The following is a 24,106-nucleotide window of genomic DNA, read 5'->3' as shown; positions in this document are numbered from 1 at the left end:
TTCCTTTCTGCTCTCCTGATATGTATGTGCTATCCCCCTCCTTATCGGATACATGTATTTAACATGTATTTTATGTTCATAAGTTACCACGTATCAAGGGGCAGCGTCAACGCCTGATTCGCTGCTTTTCCTTTCATCCCAATATGGTTATCTCTTTCTATTTACCTCATTTTCAGGATGAGGACTTGGTTTCAAAAACAAAAAGCCGCTAATTTAGCGACTTTCGAATGATATTTGATTCGTTCTTGTCTCTCGACAGCTACTTTAAGCTATACGATTTTCTCCTCCTCCTCTACAGCAATTACCTCCCTTGCTGCTTCTATGAAAGATAATATGATAGGTGAAAGCCACTTATCTTTATGCCATGACATTTGTGTATACACGTGCAAGTCCGGAATCTGCCATGGAAGGGCAACAAGTACGCCCCGTTCAACTTCGGCTTCCGCGACGATCTCAGGAAGAAAGGCAATGCCGATTCCCGTAATTGCGCATTGTTTAATGGCTTCGGCACTTTGAAACTCTAAATAAGTAATACTATCAATGCCCTCTTTCTCAAACGACCGGTCAAACATGGTTCGATAGGGACAACCCTTTTCATTCGTCAGAAACACTTCTCCGTGAAAATCTTCCAGCTGCAGCACAGTGCGTTTTGCAAGCGGGTGGTTCGGAGCGGCGAATAATCGGAAAGTTTCTTCCACCAACGGCTCCACCGCAAGTCCGCTTGAGCGAATAGGTTCGTCCAACATAAAGACGACATCCGCGGTTCCCTCAAAGAGCGTTTGCTTGAGTTCCTGATTGGGAACGGAGCGGAAGATGAGGCGCACGCCCGGATGGCTCGAACGAAAACGTTGAAAGACAACGGGAAGCCGATAGGCGCAAAGAACTTCGTTAGCGCTAATCGTTAGAGTGCCGCTTAAGTTATCATTGTCATGTACGACGCTGCGTGCTTCGTCCAATTTGTTTAGCACCCCTTCGACTTGAGTCAAAAAACGCTTACCCGCAGTCGTCAGAACGAGCTGCTTGCCCAAGCGGTCAAAGAGACGAACACCAAGTTCATCCTCCAATGCTTTCATTTGCATCGTGACGTTGGAGGGGACATAGTTCAGCACTTCCGCAGCCCGACTAAAATTTAAAGTTGTGGCAACCGTGCGGAACGTGTTCAGTTGGCGCAATTCCATCATACGATCCCCCTTTTACCTTTTTACCTTTTTACCTTCAAAATTATTGAATATTGCTTTGAAATCCATTCACTTTTATTGAGAGTATCACGGAACTATACTAACAACAAGAACTACATTTTAAATATATGGTTTCATTTTGAAGGGAGTAAACAATACGATGGATTATGAGATTTTTAATTTGGGTGACGTTACCTTGCAATCCGGAGTGACGTTACCGAACGCTTTTCTTGCTTATAAGACATATGGACAATTGAACGAGAAGAAAGATAATGTCATCGTCTATCCAACGGCTTTTGGCGACCACCATGTTCAGAATGAGTGGTTGATTGGAAACGATATGGCACTAGATCCGAGAGAATACTTCATTATCGTTCCAAATCTGCTGGGCAACGGATTATCTTCGTCACCCAGCAACACGCCTCCCCCATTCGACCGGGCTAATTTTCCGCAGGTAACCATCTATGACAACGTTAAGTTCCAGCATCGGCTGGTCACCGAAAAATTCGGGATTCATAAGATTGCACTCGTCGTTGGATGGTCCATGGGAGGCATTCAAGCATTCCAGTGGGGAGCAAGTTATCCAGACATGGTGGAACGAATTGCCCCCTTCGCCGGTGTTGCAAAGACTTGGCCTCAAACGTATGTCGTCTTGGAAGGGATGAAAGCTGCACTCATAGCTGCAGTCGGCTCCAATACAAGTAAACTAGACCAGTTGACTTCTGCAGACATGCGTGCCGTTGGCCGTGTCTATGCGGGATGGGGAGTATCTCAAGCGTTTTACAGAAAGGAAATTTATCGTGAGCTAGGATTTGACGCATTGCCGGATTTTGTGGCTGGTTTTTGGGAGGAAAGCTTTATGCAGATGGATCCGCACAATGTCCTGGCCATGTTATGGACAGGACAGCATGCAGATATTAGTGCAAACCCCTCTTATAACGGAGATTTCGATAAGGCGCTCAGAAGCATCAAAGCACTTGCGTGTGTGATGCCAGGGAGTACGGATCTTTTCTGCACGGCGGACGATAACGAATACGAGGCTAAGCTTATTCCTCATGCTGTGTTTAATCCGATCGAGTCGATCTGGGGACATTTTGCTGGTCGCGGTATCAACCAAGCCGATAATAAATGTATTGATGACAACCTTAAACGCTTGTTGGCGCTTAGTACAAACGGATAGATCATCACTCGATACTACAAAATATCAATTCATTTCTCAAACTTTATTTTCTAAGTATGGTTGAAACATGGCTCTCGTCTGTCATAACTCTCATGAAGTAACGACCCTGCACGATCGTAATATGAGGTCACCAGAACTTGCTGGTTGACCTCTTTTTTTGTAGTGTCCTTTCACGTTCGTAATAAAAGCCATGCCTGAGGCAGGCCAAGCCAAAAACCCGAAGCTGGCATTACGATAGCGCCGGTCAAGCAGACACTTAGCAGCATCCAACCGAGAACTGCGGGAGGAACGATCCCCTTCTTTTTAATCAGCCAATCCACCATATAGCCAAGCAACATTAGCAGAAATCCAAACATCGTGAACCAGAACGCGGTTCCACGATCCCACTGATCATCCGCCACTGTACCCCACAAGCCTTCAGTGATGAGGGGGTGTAATTGACTTGCGTATGCAAAAAGTCCATAAATCACATGCAGTAACCCGGTTAACATAAGCATCAGGCCAACATGGCGCTTTGCCCCACCTACCATATTGTTCCCTCCTTTTCTTCATAGCGATCAAGGCGCTGACGCCGAGGATCCAGTCGATGTGCTGAACTGTATGAATCCCGGCACGATCCGTCTGATTTCTGCGTCAGGGAATAGTGATCTCCTAATTCGCAAACGGCCTGACCAATGTCCGTTGGGTCAGAATGCCATGAACCAACGCCACTCCGATTCCTATGATCCGCGCCACTATTAATGCTATGTCATGCCAATTCAACTCAATACGTATCAGCAGCCGCAGCGGTCATTGCATATTTAGTACGATTTCGTAATAAATAATAAAAATAAAGTGTCGAACTGGAAAAAAGTCACTGCTAGATCTTGGAATTTACCCGATGATAGCTCTCGATACCGGTCCTCGAACGTAGCGGCGCCCCCATTCCATCCGGCGACTTCTTTTTAGTACGAACTCGTAGTAAGTGGCTGTATCAAATTTAATACGTTTTCGTAGCAATGTCAAGATGCAAATGCCGTAGTTATTTTGTGAATAAACTCTTTGCGACCATTTCATTCGTCTCTAGGTTAATTGCTGCGCTATCTCCCAGACATGTCCTGCCGGATCCATGAAGGCAGCAGTGCGTACTCCCCAAGGCCGGTCCATTGGACCGTTAAGTAGAGTTACGCCATGTGGTTTCAATTCATCACACACTGCATCTACATCATCCACCCGGATGGTAAACTGGAAACGAGATCCGGAATCTCGGTTTGCGACTGTTCCAGGATGGATCAGAGCATATGCTTCAGAAATATCCAGGAGATTTATGCTCATATTTCCGAAGTTGAATACCGCAGAAACAGCGTCTTCATATACGACGGATAATCCGAATACTTCTTGATAGAACGCCCTCACTCTTTGCAAATCCTCTACAAATAAAGTTATCACATCCATATTCAAGGATCCTAAAGTTTTCATACATATCCCCCTTCACATTAAAATTAAAACTCAAGTTTTAGATCCAGTTCGGCCTTCTGCCGTAAGTGATGGCGGAAATGCATACCGACCAAATCGAACCACTCCCGTGCGTTGAGCCACCCAAATCCCTCATGTCTGACTTTATAATTTGGGTTTATTGCATTTAAGTTTTCCTCCCATTCATACATTCTCTGAAGCACCGTATCGAGTCCGCGAATGAGATCATCCACGGTTTCCGAATTACTTGGGGTATTCTCAGGCCCATCCGGTAATCTGATTTTTATCGGAGGAAATGAACCGGCGCAAAACAATTGATAACCAGCCTCTGTCTTTCCTTGCAGTTGCTCTTCACTCATGGACGCACATCTTTGCACTTGGTCAAGGTAATCGAGAGCAGTGAGGATCATATGGTCATACATTTGGCCGAGTGACCATACGCCTTGATCAGATACATGTCTTAATTGGTCGATGGAATACTGCTGCAGATTGATCTTGTATAAATCGATTAGTTCCGAATAATTCAATTGCCTCACCTTTCCATCATGTCAAATCAACTCATTCTCATCCTATTACAGTAGAGTATTGGATATTTCTTTTTATTTGCTATTTTGTCTTACTTTTCAGAGTCAAGCAATTTCACAATTCAGGCATGGCTCATAATAGTATATGTATCCTTTAATATTGGAAATTAATTACTGGGCAGTTGGATGTCATGCCAACCGCTTACATCACATTGGCCATATTCATTATCGCCTACAGCCACCACCGTGCCGTCCGATTTTATTCCAACCCACAGCCGTCACCGTACCGTCCGATCTTAGGCCGATGGTGTGATGACTACCCGCCGCTATCGCCATAGTATCGCGCCAGCCGCTTACATCGCATTGGCCATGCTTATTCAAACCCGCAGCCACCACCGTGCCGTCCGACTTAAGCCCGACAGTATGAAGGTACCCTGCCTCAGCTGCCACAATGTCGCGCCAGCCGCTTACATTACATTGGCCATAACGATTGTTACCCACAGTTGTCAGCATTCCATTCGAATTAAGCCCGACGGTATGCCAGTCACCAGCCGCAACCGCAACCATATCACGCCAGCCGCTCACATTGCATTGGCCTTCATGATCTCGACCCACAGCCACCACCGTGCCATCCGATTTAAGCCCGACGGTTCGACGCCAACCCGCCGCAACCGCCACGATGTCACGCCAGTCGTTTACATTGCATTGGTCATGCTTGTTCCAACCCACAGCTGCCACGGTGCCGTCCGATCTAAGCCCGACGGTATGAGCATTACCTGTATTCGTCGCCATATGAACATTCCCCGCCGCTACCGCAACCATATCTCGCCAGCCGCTTACATCACATTGGCCATATTTATTATCCCCTACAGCTGTTACCGTACCGTCCGAATTAAGTCCTACGGTATGACGGCAACCCGCTGCTATGATATCTTTCGGAATTGCCCATACCTTGCTAAACCCAAGTTCACCCTTTTCCATTAAGCTCTCCTCCTCGTTTGTTCTTGCTAACTTCGATCATACAACATTCATGCAAGTACTCGTTTGATATACCCATAATCCTTGTGGGGATGGCTGTAAATCTCATAATGTTGTCATCATACTTCAGAGTTTGACTTTAAGGAAGGTGTAGCCAATGGGACAAAATACCTTTATACCGAAACCAATTTCCAAAGGACTTCTCGTTAGCACCACCGCATTGAGAAGATATGAAGATCTAAGTTTGGTGCCGGGCGTACCTCGGACAACCAGTAATAGAAGATATTATACACCTTAGCTCCCGAACTGAATTGCTTGCGTTAGAGTTAACTTTAAGGTTTATACTTATTCCTCACCATGAAATGATTGGAGGAATAAATGATATGGCAGAAAAACAAACGGCTGGACGTAATTTACTCGGTGAGTTTGCGCCCAAATTCGCTCAACTCAATGATGACGTCTTATTTGGTGAGGGATGGTCCAGAGAAGAGGAGTTATCCCCTCGTCATCGAAGTATAACTCGTTATAAAAAGAATGCATCGAACCTATGGGTCTGCTGCATTTTTTCGGGATCAGCAAATTGACATCCATACAAACCTTATGATACTATCCTTCCTATTCATAGAGTTAACTCGAAGTCTATAGTAGTTATAAGGAGAGATATGATGAAGACATATTCGATCAGTGAAGCAGCAAAGGAATTAAATGTCACTGCTTATACGCTGCGTTACTATGACAAGGAAGGACTTATGCCTTTTGTTGAACGCACGGCAAGCGGCCAACGTTTGTTTAAAGAATCCGATCTTGCCGCTTTAAAGGTAATTGAATGTTTAAAATCCACAGGTATGCAAATCAAGGAAATAAAGACCTTCATAGATTGGGTGATGGATGGAGATGCCACATTGCAGCAAAGATTTGACATGTTTATGGAACGAAAAGCTATAGTGGAAAAACAGATGGAAGAACTAAAACAAACAATGGAACTAGTCGAGCATAAATGCTTATACTACAAAACGGCATTAGAAGCCGGAACTGAAGATATTCATATAAACAATAAAATAGAAATTCCTATTTCTAACTAAAGATGAGCCTCCTGTAATTTAGATGATAAATACGGGTGGCTCTTTCTTTTGTTTCTTATACGTTAGCCGATCTCTAAATTGTTAAAATCCTCTCTTGCTTTAGAGTTAACTCTATGGTTTACACTCAATTTATACTCAAAGGAGGAATCGAGATGACGATTGAAAACAAAGTAGTTATAATCACTGGAGCTTCTTCCGGAATTGGAGAAGCTACTGCAAAATTATTGGCAAGCAAGGGTGCCAGAATTGTTATGGGCGCACGCCGCGAAGACAAATTAAAAGCCTTGGCTGAGGAAATTCAAAAAGCTGGTGGACATGCTGCTTATCGTGTAACAGATGTTGTCAATCCAGATGATAGTCATAAACTTGTTCAGCTAGCTAAAGACACTTTTGGCGGTGTCGATGTAATCTTCTTGAACGCTGGACTAATGCCTAATTCCCCCCTTTCCGAATTAAAAACAAACGAGTGGCACCAGATGGTTGACGTTAATATTAAAGGTGTATTGAATGGTATCGCCGCAGTATTGCCAACATTCACATCGCAAAAGTCTGGACATATCATCACTACTTCATCCGTGGCCGGGCTCAAAGCTTACCCAGGCGGTGCGGTTTATGGTGCAACAAAGTGGGCTGTTCGGGATTTGATGGAAGTGTTGCGCATGGAATCAGCCCAAGAAGGTACGAACATCCGCACAGCAACGATATATCCCGCGGCGATCCACACGGAATTGCTGGATACAATTACGGATAAAAATATTTCTGAAGGTATGACTGCGTTATACGAACAATATGGCATTTCACCTGATCGAGTAGCCAATGTTGTCGCATTCGCGATTGATCAGCCAGAAGATACAAACGTTAATGAATTTACAATTGGACCAACAAAGCAACCTTGGTAACACTCATAAGATAAAGCAAAGAGCTATTCAGCTACTAAAAGATCAGGCTGTCGAGATAACCTCGGCAGCCTTGTTTTATGTTCATAATAAAAAGACCCTCAAAGAGAGCCTTTTTTAGGTTAATGCTAAGAATGTTGATTAAGGATGATTCAGCTAACACCTCTACTCTGCAATTGTTGTAGCGGGTTTCTCACTTAATTATTCTTCAAACAACTTCTCGCCACGATGGAGCCGCCATGCAATTTTAGCCGTATGCGGCGTCTCACGGGAAGTCGGAGCATGCGACGCCAAATAACGGGTAACCGCAAGGATCAGCGTTTCGCGGGCCCTCTCTGCGAACGGTCCAGACTCGGAAGCCCAGTGGTCATATTCCGCCACGGCCGCCTCGTACATCTGGAAGGTGTGGAATTCTGCATCCTCTCGAAGGAGCGCATGACCCAATACGTTGAATAAAGGTTCTGGCTTTCCGCCGCTGCGCAGATAACGGATCACCCATGCCGCCGCCGGCGCCACTTGCTGCTGCTTGTTGAGAATCTCAAGCAGCTCGGCGGGCTGCGGTACTTCCTCTGTTGCACCCATTGCATCTGGTCTCGGTGCAGCAGGGACGTTCAAAAACCGGTCGAGGTAAATCGTAGCCGCAGTATGGAAAATACCGCGAACCAGCCATAAATCAGCGGAGCGGATCAAACCTTCGTGAACGGCGTGAGCATGCGTAAAGGTGTGCAGCACCGAGATCCAGTCCCCGAAATCGTTATGCGTATGGAAACGGACGATCCGTTCTGAAGCAGCCAATGCGGCAATTTGCGAGATACGCACTGCAGAGGCGCCCCCCGAGTAAAGCATCCTTCAACATGTGTACTGTCCGAAGCGGATCATCGCCAAGCAGCGCTTGAAACAGCGCCTCGTCATCGATGCCAGAGCCCCCGCTTCCCGTTGAAACGCCTTTTTGGGACAGCTCCTCAAACGCTTCCTTTATCGGCTGAACCAAATTGACCGGGGACTGCCAGCTATGAAGCTCTTCGCTCCGCGATGCGTTCCCGAACATCGGAACGAGTGAAGCGAGTACATATTGGTGCTGCTCGTGCCCAACGTACTTCAAGCTCTCAAATGCCTTATTATGGAAGTCTAGCGTATGGCCTCCATTAATATAAAAATGATCCGTCGCCGCCATGCTCATCATAGAGAATAATCGCTTCTTATCGGTTCCCGCTTGCACGGCAGTCAGCAGTACCCGTTCCGCACCGCGCGTATCCCGAACCTCAATGCAATCGCGATACCATCCCGTCAACCGTTCTTCGGATACGCCTGCATCCGGAAGTGGATCGAGTAAGAATCGCGTTCCGCCACCGGCTGATTCGCGCGCCGTGTGCAGGAGTCCTTGAAACAACGCAAGGATCCGGCCTTGTTTATCGAGCTTTGGCAGGACGTTGGCCATCGCTGTCAAAATCGTTAATCCAGAGCCCCACCCTTGCCTGCGCTGTTTGACCCCAAATTCGATCCCAATCGCGGCAATTTCCGTATCTGGAACGCCCGCCTCCATTAATCCGACTATGGCCTTGGCTATGACAAGTCCGATATTTTGCTCAAGGCCGCTCAGAAGTCGGTCTTTATACAGCTGTACTTGATTGCTGTTCCTGGATTTTGGGTTGACCCATATCAAACTGTCTTGAACGGTTATATCGTGTACCGGTACATCGTCCGCCCAAGGATCCAGCGTTCCGCCGCTGCATACATCAAACCGGGCATGATGCCAATGGCATGTCAAAATTCCGTTGCATAAACTTCCCATGTGGAGCGGAAAACCGAGGTGAGGGCACCGGTTGTCAAGCGCGTGCACTTCATCCTCGTGATAAAATACTACGATGCCCCCCTTAATCAGCTTCGGTCCTTCTCGAAGATCATCCACTGTACCCGCCTGAATCCAACCATTCATGAAAACGCCTCCATTTTCAATATCATGCGAATTCCTTGCATATAGAATATCTTATTTCCAAAACTTTTGAAACATGTATGTTTAAAAAGTGAATAAAAATCGATTACTAGGAATGTTTTGTAGGATGATACACGGAGTTCCTCAGAAATATGGATACAGAACTTAGAATCAAAAATAGAATTCCCCCAAAGACAACGTATTGGGTTCCTAATCTTGATATAAATAGTCCACACACTGTGGCTCCAATGGTTGTTCCTAAATTTGTGGATGTCAAGAATATACCATTAGCAAACTCGGGAGCCTCGGGAGCTGTGGACGTAATCCAGTATTGATTGATGTTAGCTCCTATTCCGGCCAAAATTCCCCAGAGTAAAATGATTAGGTACATTGGTACACTAAAGCGTCCCAAGAAGAACAAGATGAGATATATTGCTCCTAACGCAAAAGGAAAAATGACCACAGATTTAATGGCATTTTTAGTAAGCAGCTTCCCAGCTAGAATGTTTCCTACAATATTAGCCCCTCCGTATATCAGTAACATTAGGCTAATCGTGTTCCAACTCATCATCGTAATATTTTCAAGATACTCCGAAAGGTAACTGTAAACACCGAATACGGCTCCATTCATGAAAATGACGGCGGCAATGGAGTGCCATGTAATTGATCTTTTTAGTACACTTAATTGTGCTCCGTAAGAAAGTTTTTCACCAACAGGCATAGATGGTACAAAGAGGAGTGTTGCAATAAAAACCACCGCATTTACTATCGCAAAGAATAACATCGCCATTCCTAACGAGGTAGCGTTCGCTATTACGCTAGTTATAGGAACTCCAAGTACCATTCCTGCGGATACTCCAATAAATACCTTGGATACAGCTTTTGGCGCATCTTCCTTGCTAACCGATGCAGCAGCAACTGTAAAAGCCAATGAAACATAAACAGGATGAAAGAATGCTGGAACCACACGAGCAATTAATAATATTGTAAAGTTTGATGTGATTGCGGAGACAACGTTACCCAGAAAAAAAATACCGAGTACAAGCAGCATGACCTTCTTACGATTCATGCCAGAAAACAATAAAGGCAAGGTTGGACCAGATATTGCAACAGCAAGTGCAAAGAGACTTACGATCAACCCCGCTTTGGTTATACTGACATTAAAGTCATCCGCAATTAACGGCATGATCCCAATAACGCCCATTTCGGTATTTAGAATACCGAAAACCCCAAAAGTCAAAATGAATATAAGCAAATTTGTTCGTACGGATTTCATATTTGTCTCCTATCTTCATTTGTCCAAAAACCGGGTTAAGGAATACTTCCCCGACCCGGTTTTACGGAGCATTGCTACGACTGACCTTGTATAGCCAAGTTCTCTAATTCGATCAGCCTATCGTTACGGAAACTATACTTCCTCGTACGACATAGACGTCGAGATGTCTCTGTAGTGGTTTACTTGATCTTGGAGGTCGGCAATCTTGTGCTCTGCGATGCTAACGGCATCAGAGCCGGCGATAAAGCGACGTGGAGGCTGTACATTTTCTGAGATTTTGATTAGTGCCTCGGCGAGCTTGACCGGGTCTCCGGCCTGTTTGCCATTCTGGGCATTATAAGCATCTTGGTTTCTTGCTCTGCGGTCGGAGTAGTCTTCAATCGAAGGATTTGCGTAGGTTGCCGACTCCTTCGTAAGGAATTCGGTGCGGAACATCCCCGGGTTAACAATCGTGGTATGGATGCCGAACGGCGAGACCTCGGGCTGCAGCGACTCCATCCATCCCTCGAGACCGAATTTAGACGCGGCGTAAGCGGAATTAAACTCGAATCCGGAAATACCGGCACCTGAAGAGATCGAGATGATGTGACCGGAACGCTGCTTGCGCATCACCGGCAATACAGCACGGGTAACGATCATTGGGCCGATCAGGACCGTCCTTAGTTGCGACTCGATTTGGTCAAGGGTCAGCTCCTCAAAGAAGCCCCCATAAAAGTTTGCTGCATTATTGATGAGCACGTCGATCGTTCCGAAGCGCTCCACCGCCTCCTTAACTGCTCTCTCAGCATCTAAAGGGTTCGTAACATCCAGTTTGGCAACAAGCAGGTTTTCAGCGTCACCAATAGCCTTTGCCACCGCTTCTTTATTACGACCGGTCGCAACAACCTTGTGTCCAGCAGCCAAGGCCGCTCTGACGAAATCCACACCCATTCCGCGCCCTGCACCAGTGATAACCCAAACTTTACTAGTAGACATATTTTCTTCCTCCCTTGTAATCAATCTCTCTCTTTTTATGCTACCTTTCTCCGATGCTGCTCCCCTCCAATATGACAGATATCAGTTTTTACACTGTTGCAGGAATCAACCATGCAGCATGGGAAGTAACAAACAAAGATTGCCAACAGCCTCCGGTTACCTTGTTTATTTATTTTAACGTTCTTTATACGCATAGCAAATACTCATATCTTATATCTAGATATGCTTGATAAGCATTTCTGAAGCGTTTATTGTTAAGACTTAAGGAGGAGTATGAATGGATGTTAGAGTTTTGCGTTATTTTCTAACGGTTGCAAGTGAAGGAAGTATTACGGGTGCCGCTAACTTTTTGCATCTTACACAGCCAACCTTGTCAAGGCAATTAAAAGATCTCGAACAAGAGTTAGGAAAAAAACTATTTATTCGTAGTAGTCACAATATCATGCTCACAGATGAAGGAATGCTGTTAAGAAAGAGAGCAGAGGAAATCGTTGATATGGTCGATAGATTAGCGGCAGAATTTAGATCCATGGAAGAAACAATAAGTGGTGATGTTTATATAGGCGGTGGGGAAACAGACGCCATGAAGCAGATTGCACGGGTAGTAAGAGACTTGCAGTCAAGCTATCCAAATATACGGTATCACCTCTACAGCGGAAACGAAGATGATGTAACTGAACGGCTTGACAAGGGACTGCTTGAATTTGGTATTTTAATTCAACCAGCTGATTTATCAAAATACAATTATATCAATATTCCCGCCAAGGATGTTTGGGGCGTTGTTATGAGGAAAGACAGTCCTCTTGCTTTCAAAGATACCATTCAGCCAGCAGATTTATTACATGTTCCGCTAATCTGTTCAAGACAGGCTATGAAACAGACATTTTCTAAAAATGAATTTGCGGCTTGGTTTGGTGACGGTTTTGATAAATTAAACGTCGTAACTACATATAACCTTGCATATAATGCTGCCATTATGGTTGAAGAAGGCATTGGTTATGCAATAACGCTTGATAAAATAGTGAATACGTCTAGTGATAGCAGCCTTTGCTTTAGACCGCTAGAGCCAAGGCTTGAATCTGGCTTAAATATGGTTTGGAAAAAACATCAGGTCTTTTCGTCAGCTGCCGATTTGTTTTTAAAAGAAATTCAAGCGAAATTCAGAAATTTATTATCAGATACGTAGAGAGACCTTTCTCGGGAAGGCAGATTACTGCCCTCCCTTCACATTACTTGAGAATTTGTCGTGAAAGTCACTTCTCCACAATCTGAATTAAGTTACCGCAGGTATCCGTCGAAGACTGCTATTGTAAGCTCGCCCATTTTTGTCGGCTCCATAGTAAACTTTACGCCTTGTTCCAATAATCGTTTATACTCTTTATTAATATCTGCAACGCCAAACATGGTTGCTGGGATGCCATCTGACTCTAAACAGAAAAAACCATACATTCGTCAGAAGAAAGAGGCTGGTCTTGAGACAGCCTCTTTCTTGTAGCTTATATGGAGTGATATTCATACATCGCCTCGGTAACCGAGGTTCGCTTCGCCGGTATTCCCTTCAACATGTTCCCCGGAATAATTCGAACATCCTTACTGTCAATCGGACCTAAATTCATTAGGAATCGCTTTGAACCGTAGATAACGAAACGAGGACCGGACCGGCAAATTCCGAAGCTTCCTCGCCTTTTGGATTGTGAAGACGGAACAGGAAAGCGTCGCCTGTTTCAGACTTCCACACCATATAATCGTTTATCCCTTTACTACTCGATGTTTGAAGATAAAGTTCTGCGGAACCCAGCGGATGCTCAACAAGCTCTCCGCTAAAATCGGATACTTCGCCACGCTCATCCAATTCCTTGTTTCCTTCAGTTTTAAGCTGCGTTAAGTCATAATTTGCAGGCAGCGCTTCAATGGTGACCTCGTATTCCGGATTGCCGCTAAGAAACAGACGTCCTTTGTCAGCGTCGAAAGCAAACGTTTCGAATACGTATAAGGAAAAGCCTTTGCCTTGATGCAAGGTGGCTGGAAGTGACTGGTTGCCCTCACCCGTCATCAAATCAAAGTTCTCGTTCTGGGGACGCACCACTTTGGGTGCTTGCTCGTTATCAGTTTCAGGAACCGTGACCTCTTCATTGGCCGGTGTCGATATTTCAGGACTGGCGGATGGCTCAGCCGTTCCTGAACATGCCGTGAGCGATAGAACCATGACGAACATCGAAATTTTTATGAATGCAGAGAGTCTTGGATTCACATTAGTTCACCCTTTCTGTATTTCGTTCATACGCTTCATGTCTGCAATGGATGATCACACAGCCACTGATTTCACGATATTTGCAATCGGTTTAAGTCCAGAATATCGAGCAATGCATTCAAATTGTCGGCTCTCCCCCTTTTCTTAGATAACGTGACTGCTCCATGTAAAGTTACAGATCTGTCTGCAATGAGGCGGATCTCATTTTCATTAAGTCTCCACGAGATTACCCAGCAATAACTCCCATCTTTATCCTTCTGATGCCTAATTATTGCTCGTCGTTAAGGTATGCGCGGATGACAATGTCTTGGTCGTGATTGCCGAATCCGGCTCCATAAAGCGTCAATCCCCCTGCGTTAACCGCATGCTCATCAACCGCGAAACGAAGCGTCCAGAACGGTTCCCACAGCTTGATATCCCCGAGGGTCACCTCCGACATTCGTTCATTATCCATGTACGTACCCGATGCATCAATCCGGATCGTCTTCAACAACCCGTATTGATTCACGTTTCGATGCCACCAATCAGGTGTTAATCTCCCTCGCGCCGCTCTTCCGAAATCAGCCGGACTTGTCCATGTCCCAAGAGGGATCCCGTTGAATGTAAAATCAATATCCGATGGCCAATGGTCTCTTAAACCTGGAGCTTCCGAAGCAATTTCCATGGAGATTTCAATGTATTCGGCGGATTGATCGGCTAGCAAAAAGTTAGGCATTTTGTACTCAACATAGCCCCACCCAAACCACAGAATGGCGGCGTGTACCCGTTCGGGGTCGAGAAAGTACCGCGGGTCGTCCCACACTCCGATTTCTTTCTCGCGCGTACCAAGCCCGCAAGTCGGATGGACCTCAAAAGCGGTGTAATGACCGACTGAAATACGCTGCTCCCTAATCTTCGCGGGTTGGCTGGCAAAAGGCAGCTCAATCTCGACGGTTTTTGGTTTGAGGAAACACATTTTGTGCGTTCCCCCGCCCTGCCGAACCCTGCGACTTCCGATGAGTCCGGCTTGTTCGAGTTTCCGGATGTGCATCGTGACGATCGATGGACTGAGCTCCAATCGATTGGCAATATCCTTCACATTCATTTCCTGATCGGCAACGAGACGCATGATGTTCCATCTGACCTCGCTGGCTAACGCTTCGTATAACGGCATGAATTTCGGTTCCCCGTTTGCTTTGATGATCATCATAATCTCCTCGTATCTGTTGAAATCACATATATATTAATTTAATAGAATTAACATGAATCTTCAAACCAAATCCATTGCAAGACTTTAACCCGTGGTGTTTAATTTCCTTAGCTGCTGCTAATCACTTTAGATTTATATACATGTGAATTTATGAAAGAGGTGGACCGATGATATACCATAACCCGGTCATTAAAGGATTTTATCCTGACCCCAGTGTATGCAAAGTAGAAGATACTTATTATTTAGTATGCAGTTCCTTTCAGTACTTCCCTGGTGTTCCGATTTTTGAGAGCAAAGATCTGATTAACTGGAAGCAAATCGGTCATTGCCTAACCAGAGTGAGTCAGATTCAGCTCGGAAAGGTAAGCAGTTCCGGCGGGGTTTTCGCCCCCACGATACGGCACCACAACGGGAGATTCTACATGACCACGACCAACGACACCACGCGTCAAAATTTCTATGTATGGACGGACGATATTTACGGTGAATGGTCCGAACCGATTGATGTGGATCAAGGGGGGATCGATCCCGATTTGTATTTTGAAGACGGAAAAGTCTTCTTTATGAGCAACGGAAAAGACGATAACGGGATTGGCGGCATTGTTCAGTGTGAAATTGACATTGAAACGGGCGACAAGCTGTCGCCAAGTCGTTCCATATGGCAAGGAACGGGCGGACGATATTTGGAAAGCCCTCATATGTATAAAATCAATGGCCGGTACTACCTTATGGCGGCTGAAGGCGGTACGGAATATGGACATATGGTCACTTATGCACGGGGGGATTCGATCTCCGGCCCGTTCGAAGCCTATCCGAACAATCCCGTATTGACCAATCGCAATCTGGGCGGTTATGAGCTGCAGGGCGTTGGCCATGGCGATCTGATCCAAGATAACGGCGGCAATTGGTGGATGCTCCATCTGGGTTTCCGTCAAATTGGCCAATGGCTTACCTACCATCATCTTGGTCGCGAAGTTTTCCTTACACCGGTAACTTTTAGCGAGGATGGCTGGTTTACGGCAGGACATAACGGCACCGTCCTTACGAGTTTTGAGACCGATCGGATCTCAAATCATGTCGTCCAGCAGGAGAAAAAAACCTTTACGTTCGAGAACACGGACTGGAATCCGGAATGGTGCTTCCTTCGCCATCCTGCTGCAGAGAACTATCGGTTAGAAATCGATAAGGCACAGCTTAAAGGGACCGGGGTGAGCTTGGATATGCCGGAGTCCCCAACATTTATCGGCATTCGTCAAAGAGACTTCAACGCGGAAATCTCATGCGATGTACAGCTTACGAGCGGGGAAGCCGGCATCACGCTTTATATGGATGAACATCATCATTATGATTTAGCCGTACGTAAAGAGGAGACCGGTTATAAAGTGATTGAGCGCCTGAATATCGGTGACATTAAATCCATTGAATCTGAAGTAGAACTGGGGAATGTCAATCATGCGACCTTAAAGATACGGGCAAGTCATGAGCGCTACAGCTTCTTCATTCACGCTAACGGCAAGGACATACTCCTGGGCACGGCACAAACCAGATACCTTTCCTCTGAGGTAGCGGGAGGATTTACAGGCGTACTCATCGGTTTATATGCCTTTGGAGAAGGCTCTATGGCTGAGTTTTCAAAGTTTACGTGCGATTATTTTTAAAAAATTTCCCTGAACGGGTTATCAAAAAAATAAAAAGCCGGTTACTCAGGATTATCCTGGGTACCGGCTTTCATTGTAACCATGTTTTTTTATTTTCTTCAAAAAATCAACCATGATTCTAATAAATTCATCCGGCTTCTCAAAATGAATATCATGCCCGGATTTAATCGTGATCATCTCATTTCCTAAAAGGCTGTGTACCTTTTCAGCATCCTCATCACGGTTTGCCGCATAAAGCACTCCATCTTCGCCAAATTGTGTGGCTGCCTTAATATATACAGAATGAGCGTTTATTTTGGACAAGGTTTCCTCCTGATTAAATCCTTTAAACCAATCACCTGTATAAAAAGTTTCGGCAAAATCGAGGTCAAAATCATCTAAATAAAGGGTTCCATGTATCCATTTATAGGGGACGTACCACAATTTCAACGGCTCTCCAGGATGTGATTCCCGGTACTGCTTCGTACTCTTGGCAGTAAGCTTTCTTAAATCACCAAATTTTCCCCATAAATAACTGTTTTCCATATAGTACACGACATAATCATCTTCGACGGATTGATTGTTAAAGTTATGTATGAGTTCAAAGCTATCAAGCCAGACAAATGTATCCTTCATTTCATGGGGCTCCACACTAAAAAACGGCGGGTCCTCCAAAACAATGCCTTGCACAACCTCCGGTGCATTAGCTGCAATCCATGCGGCTAAGATGCCCCCGGAAGAATGGCCTGATAGCACAGCCCGTTCACCAATGACATTTTCAATAAACCAAACAAAATCCTTTCCCATAGCAACAGCAGTATATTTTGAAGCATCATGACTAGACTCTCCATGCCCGTGACAATCAACTGCAAATACATGATAATATTGAGCGAGCTCCGGAAGTACTCTAGCATAATCTTCCCACTGCATGGACTGCCCGTGTATTAACAGAAGAGCCGGTCCATGAGCTGGTCCTTCAGCGTAATTTAATATCGTTCCATCATCAAGAGTCACCTGTTTTTCTATATAGCCGGCACGATATGTTTGCTTTAACGGTTTTTTATCATAATTCATATTTAGATAAGCATAAATGACTAGGGTAATTGCGACAATTACACCAATGATTGCAAGTACCAGTAAAATTACTCCTTCACTATGTATCACTCCCTCTACTCCTCCTCCGAGAATACTTCAGCTTGGATTACCTGTCCTCTGTATGTTTCATAAATTTATTTTTAACAAGGCTATTCCCTGAACCTCATCACCAAAAGCCAGTAACCTACTTCGCATTATACTATTCTCATTCGGATTATCTACCAATCATCGGTAACATGAGTTGTTATTTTGAGTTAACATTCCTAGTTAAACAACCATAAAAAGAACCCTTTTAAGGGGCTGCGAGAACACAAACCTGTTCGTGGCTTTTTCCCCGATGTTTGAACTTTCTGCCATTCACGTTCTGTAATGCCGTTGTCCTTATCTCATCCCAAACGAAAAAAATGACCGGCGGTTCGACCGGTCATTTACCTCTAAACCCCTATGACAACATAAGTCTCTACATTCGTTTAAGAACCCTTTTTTCGCCCATGACGTTCATCATATCAGATGGCCATTTTTCAATAAAAAGGACTCTAATTTTGTCTCATTTTTCTAAGCAAGTCCATATCTCCGCTTACAATTGCGCCAATATATTGATGGATGACTTCGATATCGCAATCCCACCATTTAATATCCAATAACTCTTGAATGACTTCGGTAGAATATCGCTTGCGGATTTCCTTCGCAGGGTTGCCACCAACGATTGTATAAGGCTCCACATCCTTTACAACGACAGCTTCAGCGGCAATGATAGCCCCGTCGCCAATCCTTACACCGGACATGATCGTTGCACGCCTTCCGATCCACACGTCATTTCCAATGATCGTATCTCCCTTGATCGGCAATTGATCCAAAGATGGAGTGAATTTCTCCCAGCCGTTTCCAAAGATATTAAATGGAAAGGTTGAACCGTCCATCCGATGGTTCCCTCCATCCATCATAAATCTGACCTCGGAAGCAATGGAACAAAACTTGCCGATCATTAATTTAGTTCCAATGAATTCATAATGATACAATACTTGATCCTCAAATGATTCTCCGTTTAAGGCATAATAGTATGAATAATCCCCTGCGATAATATTAGGTTTTGTAATCGTGTTCTTGATAAACTGAAGATTGTTATCTCCGGGTATAGGATATCTCTCATTTGGATTCGGTCCTGTCATTGTTACATCATCCCTCTCTTCGCATTTTATCTGGCTGAGACGATAACTTCGTTCACACAACTATCGGCCACACAAAAAAACCTCCTTTCCGGTCATCGGATAGGAGGCACACATACAAACAAAAAGACGCACTGCTATACAAAAAAACAGTCGCACTTTATGTTAATATATAAAAAGCCCGCACGAATCCTATCCTGAAAACCTGGAAATATCGTTTTCTTTGGTGGATAGGATTAGTAGATCATCGGCTTTTGGTCACCCTTTCATTACTGAATAAGATAAATTTACCATATTCCCCATATGGAATCAACCGATTGTGTGTTTTACCGAGGAATCACGCCGCCAATTTCTATGCAGCTTTCAAACCCTCTTGGTCTCAGACATTACATACGGAGGCTATTTTATTATCGGGACGATTATTCAAAATCACTTCTCAACAGCGGTTGAGTGCTGCATCGGAAAGATCCCCCGAAACTTCTTGATATTTTAAAATCTACATACTCTACTTTAACTCCTCTTTTTTCTAACTCATCTCCAATAAATTTAAATTCATGATCTGTAATATATACATTTTCATTCACAGGAAGACCAATTGTTGCAAGTCTGGAAGCGTCTTCTAATGTTACATGTATTTTATCCCAATCTTTAAATTGTTCAGGTATTCCATCTAACAATGCTTCTTCGCATACTATCATTAGCCCTTCTCTAACCAGGCTAATCGCACAGTCAAGATGAAGGATGGTATGGTGAAGTGGTACCTCGACTACCTTATATCCAAAATTACTCATTAAATTTCTCAGCCATCTGATACCATTTCCATTGGATGCAAGCCCGGACCTGCCTACAAATAAAGTTTTATCCAGGACTAAAACATCTCCTCCTTCCAAAAACGGCCCCTCTTCTGAGTAATGCCCTTTTGATATATCTGGCTTAGGAATAGATAAGTATAAGCATTTATTATTGTCTGACTCCATTGCTAATATATTTCTAACGGGTAGTATCTCATTTCTTCTATGTGGAAATCTAAGAGAACCTTCTATTAACAGATGTCCTATTGTGAAAAAGGGATCTCTTATAAAGAAATTACTATAACCATCCTCTTTTCCCATCTCCTTTTCGTAGTCCGTTAGAAGTCTGGGCATTAATACTTCTACATTGTATTTTTCTAAAACCTTCTTTAAATTATCTCTTTCATCTTCCCATGCCTTCTGTCTTTCTGGAAAAACTTCTCTATAATTTTTACCCAATATGTCCTTCCCTTTATATAAATCTTTACTTTCTTCTGTTAAAAACTCCTCATCACCTGAATCTTCCTTCGATGGAAATGCAAACTCAGATTGAGCCATCACAACTCTTTTCAAAGGAGCAAACTCACTTTTTACAAAAACATTACTCATACAAATACCTCCTTGTATTTTAAGACAATTCCAATTATAAGCAGTAACTTTATCATTGTTTTCTCTACCACATGTAAAATGGATCGGTTCAAATTTACTCATTTGTCATTATAACAAGTGTGCAACGAATAAATAAAATCGCGATATTGGTTTAAGCTTAATATTGCAAACGATTTCCACTCACCACAGACGACGAACTTGATCGCATGTCGTGAAACTGCAGAGTAATAAAACCATAAAGTAACGGGAAGTCTAACAGCGATCTAAGGTCAACTTGCTGTGCCGGAAATATGAATAAGGAGTGGGAAATGATGAAAGTAGTGGTGACAGGAGCAGCCGGAAAAATCGGCCGCTGGACAGTAAGAACCATATTGGAAGCTGGCCATGATGTTATAGCCACAGATCGATTATTACGGGAAGAATCAGCATCAAAAAATTTTATACAAGCAGAGCTGCGTGATTATGGTCAAGTCTGTCAGCTTTTAATGGGAAGTGATGCCGTTGTCCATCTTGGGAATATCCCAACTGATGTAAGGAATACACCCCAAGCGATATTCGAGAATAATATGCTCGTTAATTTTAACATTCTAGAAGCATGTAAAGATTTTAAAATTCCCAAGCTGGTATGGGCTTCAAGTGAAACGGTTTTGGGTTATCCGTTTGTACCGGAGCAACTGGATTACCTCCCTGTTGATGAAGAGCATCCAACTACCGCGAAGTCATCCTATGCCATGGCGAAACTGCTGACGGAACACCTAACAGGCATGTATCATAAACTTACGAATCAACAGCTCGTCTCGCTTCGCTTCGCGAATATGTATGAACCGGATGAGTATGAAAAAATCCCTATCATGCATTGGAATGATGAACAAAAGGATATTCAAAAGAAAAACGCCTGGGCCTATTGCGATGTTAGAGATGCTGCCAAAGCCTGTCTTCTTGCAATTGAGAAGGATAATTTAGGTAATCAGGTATTCCATATCACAGCCCCGGACACCATCATGCCGGATCTTAGCCAGGATTTGGTCAAACGATTTTTTCCCAATGTGTCCTTAAAGAGAGAGGTACAGGGACATGAGACGCTGATGGCAATTGATAAGGCAAGAGATATACTTGGATATGAACCGCGGTATTCATGGCGTAGTGTTCTTCATAACGATGGTTCATCGAAGGCGCTGCCTGAAGATCAGCTTGCTTTATCGAAAACAAACATATAAGCCACTACACATATATTCATGTTCGAAAAATACACCAAAAAGAAAATGAGCTCAGGCAATGAAGGCCTAGCTCATTTTTCTTTGACTTGGGATAGAACCAGATGCTAATCGGGTTTAGTTTAATCAACTATGGTGGGCGCCCCCAATGAATAAGGGAGTTTACTGTAGAGACAGAGGTTCATCCGGATCGTTCATTTCCATTACGTCCGGAATAACGTTAGATGCTGTGGATGGTTTTGGCTTTCCTGGAGGGAAACCGGCATAATCGATCCGCAGTACTTGGGCTAAATCCCGGTCCACTGTAACCAGATCCCTTTTGTTGATTTGTGCCAAATCCGTTTTTCCAAGGGTATACGCGACTAATTTCATTTCCTCGACAGACGATTTGAGGAATTTAGCCAAATGTTCGGCGCCCCTATCAACATCCAAACCTTCTTTGAACTTACGCCAATCGATAGGAACTTGCTGCGGTTGTTCGGTCGCCAGCGTCTTAGCCGCTTGCGTCTGAAGGGCGATCAAGGCGATTGAACCGATATAGACCGCGTCCGCCCCTAACGCCATTGCCTTTAGGAAATGCCCCGGCGTCGTTAACCCCCCACTAGCGATGACGGAAATGCTTTGTTTAACCCTGCGTTCTTCCAAATACTGAACCGTTCTTGCGAGCGCAAATAACGTTGGGAGCCCGACGTCATCCAGAAGTGTCGGCGGACCTCCCTGCGTTCCTGCTTCCGCACCGTCCACGACAAAATAATCCACTCCCGCTTGAATGGCGACCTCCAACTCCCGTTCCATAAAATGAGTCGCACAGATTTTAATCCCAACCGGCACTCCGTATTTATTTTTCAAGTCCTGCACCAGAGTAATCATGTCCTCCGTTTTGTTTACTCCCGAGATACGGGAATGAATCGAGGCATTTTCGCCGGGTTTCAGTTTTTTGGCAATCCGCAAATCCTCCTCAATCTGCTCCGACGCCATCGACATCGGAGCGGCTGCGAGGGCCCCTTGACCGAGCTGGATTTCTATAGCATCCAATTGCCGGAGAGATTCATCGTCGTTCATCCACCCGCCGCGATGAAACTGGCCGATGAACAACTTGGCTTCCCTTCGTTCCTCATCGACTAAAGGCGCTTCTCCTGAATTGGTTGCCGTACCTGCCATACTTGCACCACGAGCCAAAGCGACCTTTACCTTCAAACTTAATGCTCCACCATATGACATACCGCTAATGAGAATAGGAATTTCTAGATTTAGTGGCTTTTTCGCTTGAGGACCAATCGTGACGCCTGTTTGGATTTGCACGCTGTCTTCTGTGGGCAGGCGGAACATATGTACGGGGTTAAGCAAAATTTTATGCCAGTCGGACAATACCATCGGACTCCCCAAAGTGCGTTCGATTGCTTTTCCGCTTTCCGCCCGCATCCCGGCTTCAATGATTGCTCGCGGCGTCAGCTTCTGCATGGTTGTATACGTGGAAAACGCATGTTCCGTATATGGATCTTGTATCATACGCTTCATATAATGGTCCACAATCTCGTCCATTACACCGTTCGTCATCTTGCGAATCATCCAACGAAACAAACTAATCCCCCTCTTGTATGCTAATTGCTATTACCGATTCTATGATGAAGGAAATCATGAATTTACTTATTATTTGTTAACCATCTCATCCTATACATGGGATTACCGTATAGCTCAATACTTTAAATCGTGATTAATCCGTAATTTTATCCGATAGTATTATGGTTGAATCCTTTAAACATTAGCCATATAGCCAAAACCAATTGATGAACGGCTATTGGAATGTTCAACATCATATAGTTTGCATCCAAACCGATGAAGTGGACCATAAATAATAAGCTTGCCAATATGGACAATGTAGAGCCAATAAGAGCCCAAACAGACAACCAGCGTGGAACTAATTTCGTTTGGTAAAATATGCAGTTAAACAAGAGCATAGCCAAAACGAACGCCAGTGTCGTTGCCACATGGTTCACCAAATCTCGTCCTTCCCTTAACAACCCACCCAGGGTCTGAAAATACGATGCATCCAGCGTTCCAACTTTTGCAAATTCATGGCTTAACGTCAATAGCAACAGAAGTATGATTACACCAATAATAATAAACACACCCGCAATAGTGCCGAAAGCGACAGATCCAAGAGCAAAACCTTTATTATGCTTACTTAAAATCGGATACATTATTATAGGGACACCAACATATGCAACAACCATCAACAATTGGAAAAACGCTCCAGTTAGTAGCTCATTTTCATTTGTAGAAGCTTTGACAAGATAATCTACCCCATCTATAACAGGAACCACACTAAATATACCTGTAACCAATCCGAATATTAATAACACCCCAGTAATTACTGCAGACCTACTACCTGAATTTGTACTCTTCCTCAACATGAACAACCTCCCTATAACACCTACCTTTTAGAATTAATATGACGGGGATAGGTAAGATAAAACAGATGCTTTAATATATTTGTTCCTCTGAAAAAAAAGTGGTTGGTAAACGAAAAACAGGCTGCCATAGCAGCCTGTAAATCTGGATTATCGCCATTTTGTTCAGCTTCAGTATTAATGTAATGGCTTATCACTATAGAAACCTTTTGCGGCTTTCATCAGTTGCTCTTTTGTCATAGCAGGCGAGTCGCTTCCTAACCGAT

General features: G+C 44.2%; 22 protein-coding genes and 2 pseudogenes. 7 read left to right on the top strand and 17 right to left on the bottom strand.

Features of this window, described 5'->3' with window-relative positions; genetic code table 11:
- Positions 1-269: 269 nt before the first annotated feature.
- Positions 270-1,178 carry a LysR family transcriptional regulator gene (locus ACPV3A_RS33330; protein WP_426204112.1) on the bottom strand — a complete coding sequence of 303 codons (909 nt, stop codon included), beginning with the start codon at positions 1,176-1,178 and terminating at the stop codon, positions 270-272.
- Positions 1,179-1,338: 160 nt separating this feature from the next.
- Here ACPV3A_RS33330 and ACPV3A_RS33325 point away from each other — a divergent pair, with 160 nt between their 5' ends.
- The gene (locus tag ACPV3A_RS33325; RefSeq protein WP_426204087.1) at positions 1,339-2,358 is read left to right on the top strand and encodes an alpha/beta fold hydrolase; all 1,020 of its coding nucleotides are present in this window, start codon (positions 1,339-1,341) and stop codon (positions 2,356-2,358) included.
- 170 nt (positions 2,359-2,528) lie between these two features.
- On the opposite strand, the gene ACPV3A_RS33320 is transcribed toward ACPV3A_RS33325, so the two are convergent.
- The 4 genes and pseudogenes from ACPV3A_RS33320 to ACPV3A_RS33305 all read right to left on the bottom strand — a co-directional run bounded on the left by ACPV3A_RS33320 (position 2,529) and on the right by ACPV3A_RS33305 (position 5,318).
- A complete protein-coding gene (locus ACPV3A_RS33320; RefSeq protein ID WP_426204085.1) occupies positions 2,529-2,888 on the bottom strand; it encodes a DUF6463 family protein in 360 nt (119 codons plus the stop codon).
- Between the two features lie 532 nt (positions 2,889-3,420).
- The gene (locus tag ACPV3A_RS33315) at positions 3,421-3,816 is read right to left on the bottom strand and encodes a VOC family protein (protein ID WP_426204083.1); all 396 of its coding nucleotides are present in this window, start codon (positions 3,814-3,816) and stop codon (positions 3,421-3,423) included.
- A 23-nt stretch (positions 3,817-3,839) separates the two neighbouring features.
- Positions 3,840-4,340: a DinB family protein gene (locus ACPV3A_RS33310; RefSeq protein WP_426204081.1), complete on the bottom strand. Its 501-nt coding sequence runs from the start codon at positions 4,338-4,340 to the stop codon at positions 3,840-3,842.
- 164 nt (positions 4,341-4,504) lie between these two features.
- Positions 4,505-5,318: pseudogene (locus ACPV3A_RS33305) on the bottom strand (RCC1 domain-containing protein).
- Positions 5,319-5,698: 380 nt separating this feature from the next.
- Here ACPV3A_RS33305 and ACPV3A_RS33300 point away from each other — a divergent pair.
- From ACPV3A_RS33300 to ACPV3A_RS33290, 3 genes are all read left to right on the top strand, one after another.
- Complete coding sequence (locus ACPV3A_RS33300; RefSeq protein ID WP_233354962.1) at positions 5,699-5,899, top strand: hypothetical protein; 201 nt, start codon at positions 5,699-5,701, stop codon at positions 5,897-5,899.
- Between the two features lie 81 nt (positions 5,900-5,980).
- Positions 5,981-6,397 carry a MerR family transcriptional regulator gene (locus tag ACPV3A_RS33295; protein WP_194544819.1) on the top strand — a complete coding sequence of 139 codons (417 nt, stop codon included), beginning with the start codon at positions 5,981-5,983 and terminating at the stop codon, positions 6,395-6,397.
- 152 nt (positions 6,398-6,549) lie between these two features.
- Entirely contained in the window at positions 6,550-7,296 is a 747-nt protein-coding gene (locus ACPV3A_RS33290; protein WP_426204079.1) for an SDR family oxidoreductase, read from the top strand.
- 198 nt (positions 7,297-7,494) lie between these two features.
- Here ACPV3A_RS33290 and ACPV3A_RS33285 read toward each other — a convergent pair whose 3' ends face one another.
- The 4 genes from ACPV3A_RS33285 to ACPV3A_RS33270 form a co-directional block, all read right to left on the bottom strand.
- A complete protein-coding gene (locus tag ACPV3A_RS33285) occupies positions 7,495-8,112 on the bottom strand; it encodes a hypothetical protein (protein WP_426204077.1) in 618 nt (205 codons plus the stop codon).
- Complete coding sequence (locus ACPV3A_RS33280) at positions 8,048-9,229, bottom strand: Rieske (2Fe-2S) protein (RefSeq protein WP_426204075.1); 1,182 nt, start codon at positions 9,227-9,229, stop codon at positions 8,048-8,050. The genes ACPV3A_RS33285 and ACPV3A_RS33280 overlap by 65 nt, the downstream gene beginning before the upstream one ends.
- Before the next feature lie 106 nt (positions 9,230-9,335).
- A complete protein-coding gene (locus ACPV3A_RS33275) occupies positions 9,336-10,502 on the bottom strand; it encodes an MFS transporter (RefSeq protein ID WP_426204073.1) in 1,167 nt (388 codons plus the stop codon).
- 132 nt (positions 10,503-10,634) lie between these two features.
- A complete protein-coding gene (locus ACPV3A_RS33270) occupies positions 10,635-11,477 on the bottom strand; it encodes an SDR family NAD(P)-dependent oxidoreductase (RefSeq protein WP_426204072.1) in 843 nt (280 codons plus the stop codon).
- A 277-nt stretch (positions 11,478-11,754) separates the two neighbouring features.
- Between ACPV3A_RS33270 and ACPV3A_RS33265 the strand changes: the two genes are divergently transcribed.
- On the top strand, positions 11,755-12,663 hold the full coding sequence (locus ACPV3A_RS33265) for a LysR family transcriptional regulator (RefSeq protein ID WP_426204070.1): 909 nt from the start codon (positions 11,755-11,757) through the stop codon (positions 12,661-12,663).
- Between the two features lie 67 nt (positions 12,664-12,730).
- Here ACPV3A_RS33265 and ACPV3A_RS33260 read toward each other — a convergent pair.
- The 3 genes and pseudogenes from ACPV3A_RS33260 to ACPV3A_RS33250 all read right to left on the bottom strand — a co-directional run.
- Positions 12,731-12,902: pseudogene (locus tag ACPV3A_RS33260) on the bottom strand (VOC family protein); the annotation flags it as partial.
- 190 nt (positions 12,903-13,092) lie between these two features.
- Positions 13,093-13,728: a hypothetical protein gene (locus ACPV3A_RS33255; protein ID WP_426204068.1), complete on the bottom strand. Its 636-nt coding sequence runs from the start codon at positions 13,726-13,728 to the stop codon at positions 13,093-13,095.
- 268 nt (positions 13,729-13,996) lie between these two features.
- The gene (locus tag ACPV3A_RS33250) at positions 13,997-14,911 is read right to left on the bottom strand and encodes an ArsR/SmtB family transcription factor (RefSeq protein WP_426204111.1); all 915 of its coding nucleotides are present in this window, start codon (positions 14,909-14,911) and stop codon (positions 13,997-13,999) included.
- A 173-nt stretch (positions 14,912-15,084) separates the two neighbouring features.
- Here ACPV3A_RS33250 and ACPV3A_RS33245 point away from each other — a divergent pair, with 173 nt between their 5' ends.
- Entirely contained in the window at positions 15,085-16,575 is a 1,491-nt protein-coding gene (locus tag ACPV3A_RS33245; protein ID WP_426204066.1) for a glycoside hydrolase family 43 protein, read from the top strand.
- A gap of 51 nt (positions 16,576-16,626) precedes the next feature.
- Here ACPV3A_RS33245 and ACPV3A_RS33240 read toward each other — a convergent pair whose 3' ends face one another.
- The 3 genes from ACPV3A_RS33240 to ACPV3A_RS33230 form a co-directional block, all read right to left on the bottom strand.
- Positions 16,627-17,718 (bottom strand): alpha/beta fold hydrolase, encoded by a 1,092-nt coding sequence (locus ACPV3A_RS33240; protein WP_426204064.1) that lies wholly within the window; start codon positions 17,716-17,718, stop codon positions 16,627-16,629.
- Positions 17,719-18,185: 467 nt separating this feature from the next.
- A complete protein-coding gene (gene vat(I), locus ACPV3A_RS33235) occupies positions 18,186-18,818 on the bottom strand; it encodes a streptogramin A O-acetyltransferase Vat(I) (protein ID WP_426204062.1) in 633 nt (210 codons plus the stop codon).
- A gap of 416 nt (positions 18,819-19,234) precedes the next feature.
- Entirely contained in the window at positions 19,235-20,215 is a 981-nt protein-coding gene (locus tag ACPV3A_RS33230; RefSeq protein WP_426204060.1) for a dimethylarginine dimethylaminohydrolase family protein, read from the bottom strand.
- Positions 20,216-20,523: 308 nt separating this feature from the next.
- Here ACPV3A_RS33230 and ACPV3A_RS33225 point away from each other — a divergent pair, with 308 nt between their 5' ends.
- Entirely contained in the window at positions 20,524-21,432 is a 909-nt protein-coding gene (locus ACPV3A_RS33225; RefSeq protein WP_233354965.1) for an NAD-dependent epimerase/dehydratase family protein, read from the top strand.
- Between the two features lie 159 nt (positions 21,433-21,591).
- Here ACPV3A_RS33225 and ACPV3A_RS33220 read toward each other — a convergent pair whose 3' ends face one another.
- Both ACPV3A_RS33220 and ACPV3A_RS33215 read right to left on the bottom strand, forming a co-directional pair.
- A complete protein-coding gene (locus ACPV3A_RS33220; protein ID WP_426204058.1) occupies positions 21,592-23,010 on the bottom strand; it encodes an FMN-binding glutamate synthase family protein in 1,419 nt (472 codons plus the stop codon).
- Between the two features lie 146 nt (positions 23,011-23,156).
- Positions 23,157-23,843 (bottom strand): DUF4386 domain-containing protein, encoded by a 687-nt coding sequence (locus ACPV3A_RS33215; protein ID WP_426204056.1) that lies wholly within the window; start codon positions 23,841-23,843, stop codon positions 23,157-23,159.
- Positions 23,844-24,106: the final 263 nt, after the last annotated feature.

It is taken from the genome of Paenibacillus sp. Dod16 (genome assembly GCF_049893405.1).
In the GTDB taxonomy this organism is placed as follows: Bacteria; Bacillota; Bacilli; order Paenibacillales; family Paenibacillaceae; genus Paenibacillus_AQ.
The sequence above is the reverse complement of the archived record's forward strand: the minus strand, read 5'-3'. Positions and strand labels throughout refer to the sequence as shown.

Coding starts and splice junctions, on each gene's coding strand:
- ACPV3A_RS33245 (WP_426204066.1), top strand. CDS start 15,085: ATGATATACCATAACCCGGTCATTAAAGGATTTTATCCTGACCCCAGT.
- ACPV3A_RS33230 (WP_426204060.1), bottom strand. CDS start 20,215: ATGAGTAATGTTTTTGTAAAAAGTGAGTTTGCTCCTTTGAAAAGAGTT.
- ACPV3A_RS33325 (WP_426204087.1), top strand. CDS start 1,339: ATGGATTATGAGATTTTTAATTTGGGTGACGTTACCTTGCAATCCGGA.
- ACPV3A_RS33215 (WP_426204056.1), bottom strand. CDS start 23,843: ATGTTGAGGAAGAGTACAAATTCAGGTAGTAGGTCTGCAGTAATTACT.
- ACPV3A_RS33330 (WP_426204112.1), bottom strand. CDS start 1,178: ATGGAATTGCGCCAACTGAACACGTTCCGCACGGTTGCCACAACTTTA.
- ACPV3A_RS33320 (WP_426204085.1), bottom strand. CDS start 2,888: ATGGTAGGTGGGGCAAAGCGCCATGTTGGCCTGATGCTTATGTTAACC.
- ACPV3A_RS33290 (WP_426204079.1), top strand. CDS start 6,550: ATGACGATTGAAAACAAAGTAGTTATAATCACTGGAGCTTCTTCCGGA.
- ACPV3A_RS33280 (WP_426204075.1), bottom strand. CDS start 9,229: ATGAATGGTTGGATTCAGGCGGGTACAGTGGATGATCTTCGAGAAGGA.
- ACPV3A_RS33265 (WP_426204070.1), top strand. CDS start 11,755: ATGGATGTTAGAGTTTTGCGTTATTTTCTAACGGTTGCAAGTGAAGGA.
- ACPV3A_RS33270 (WP_426204072.1), bottom strand. CDS start 11,477: ATGTCTACTAGTAAAGTTTGGGTTATCACTGGTGCAGGGCGCGGAATG.
- ACPV3A_RS33300 (WP_233354962.1), top strand. CDS start 5,699: ATGGCAGAAAAACAAACGGCTGGACGTAATTTACTCGGTGAGTTTGCG.
- ACPV3A_RS33225 (WP_233354965.1), top strand. CDS start 20,524: ATGATGAAAGTAGTGGTGACAGGAGCAGCCGGAAAAATCGGCCGCTGG.
- ACPV3A_RS33295 (WP_194544819.1), top strand. CDS start 5,981: ATGAAGACATATTCGATCAGTGAAGCAGCAAAGGAATTAAATGTCACT.
- ACPV3A_RS33315 (WP_426204083.1), bottom strand. CDS start 3,816: ATGAAAACTTTAGGATCCTTGAATATGGATGTGATAACTTTATTTGTA.
- ACPV3A_RS33275 (WP_426204073.1), bottom strand. CDS start 10,502: ATGAAATCCGTACGAACAAATTTGCTTATATTCATTTTGACTTTTGGG.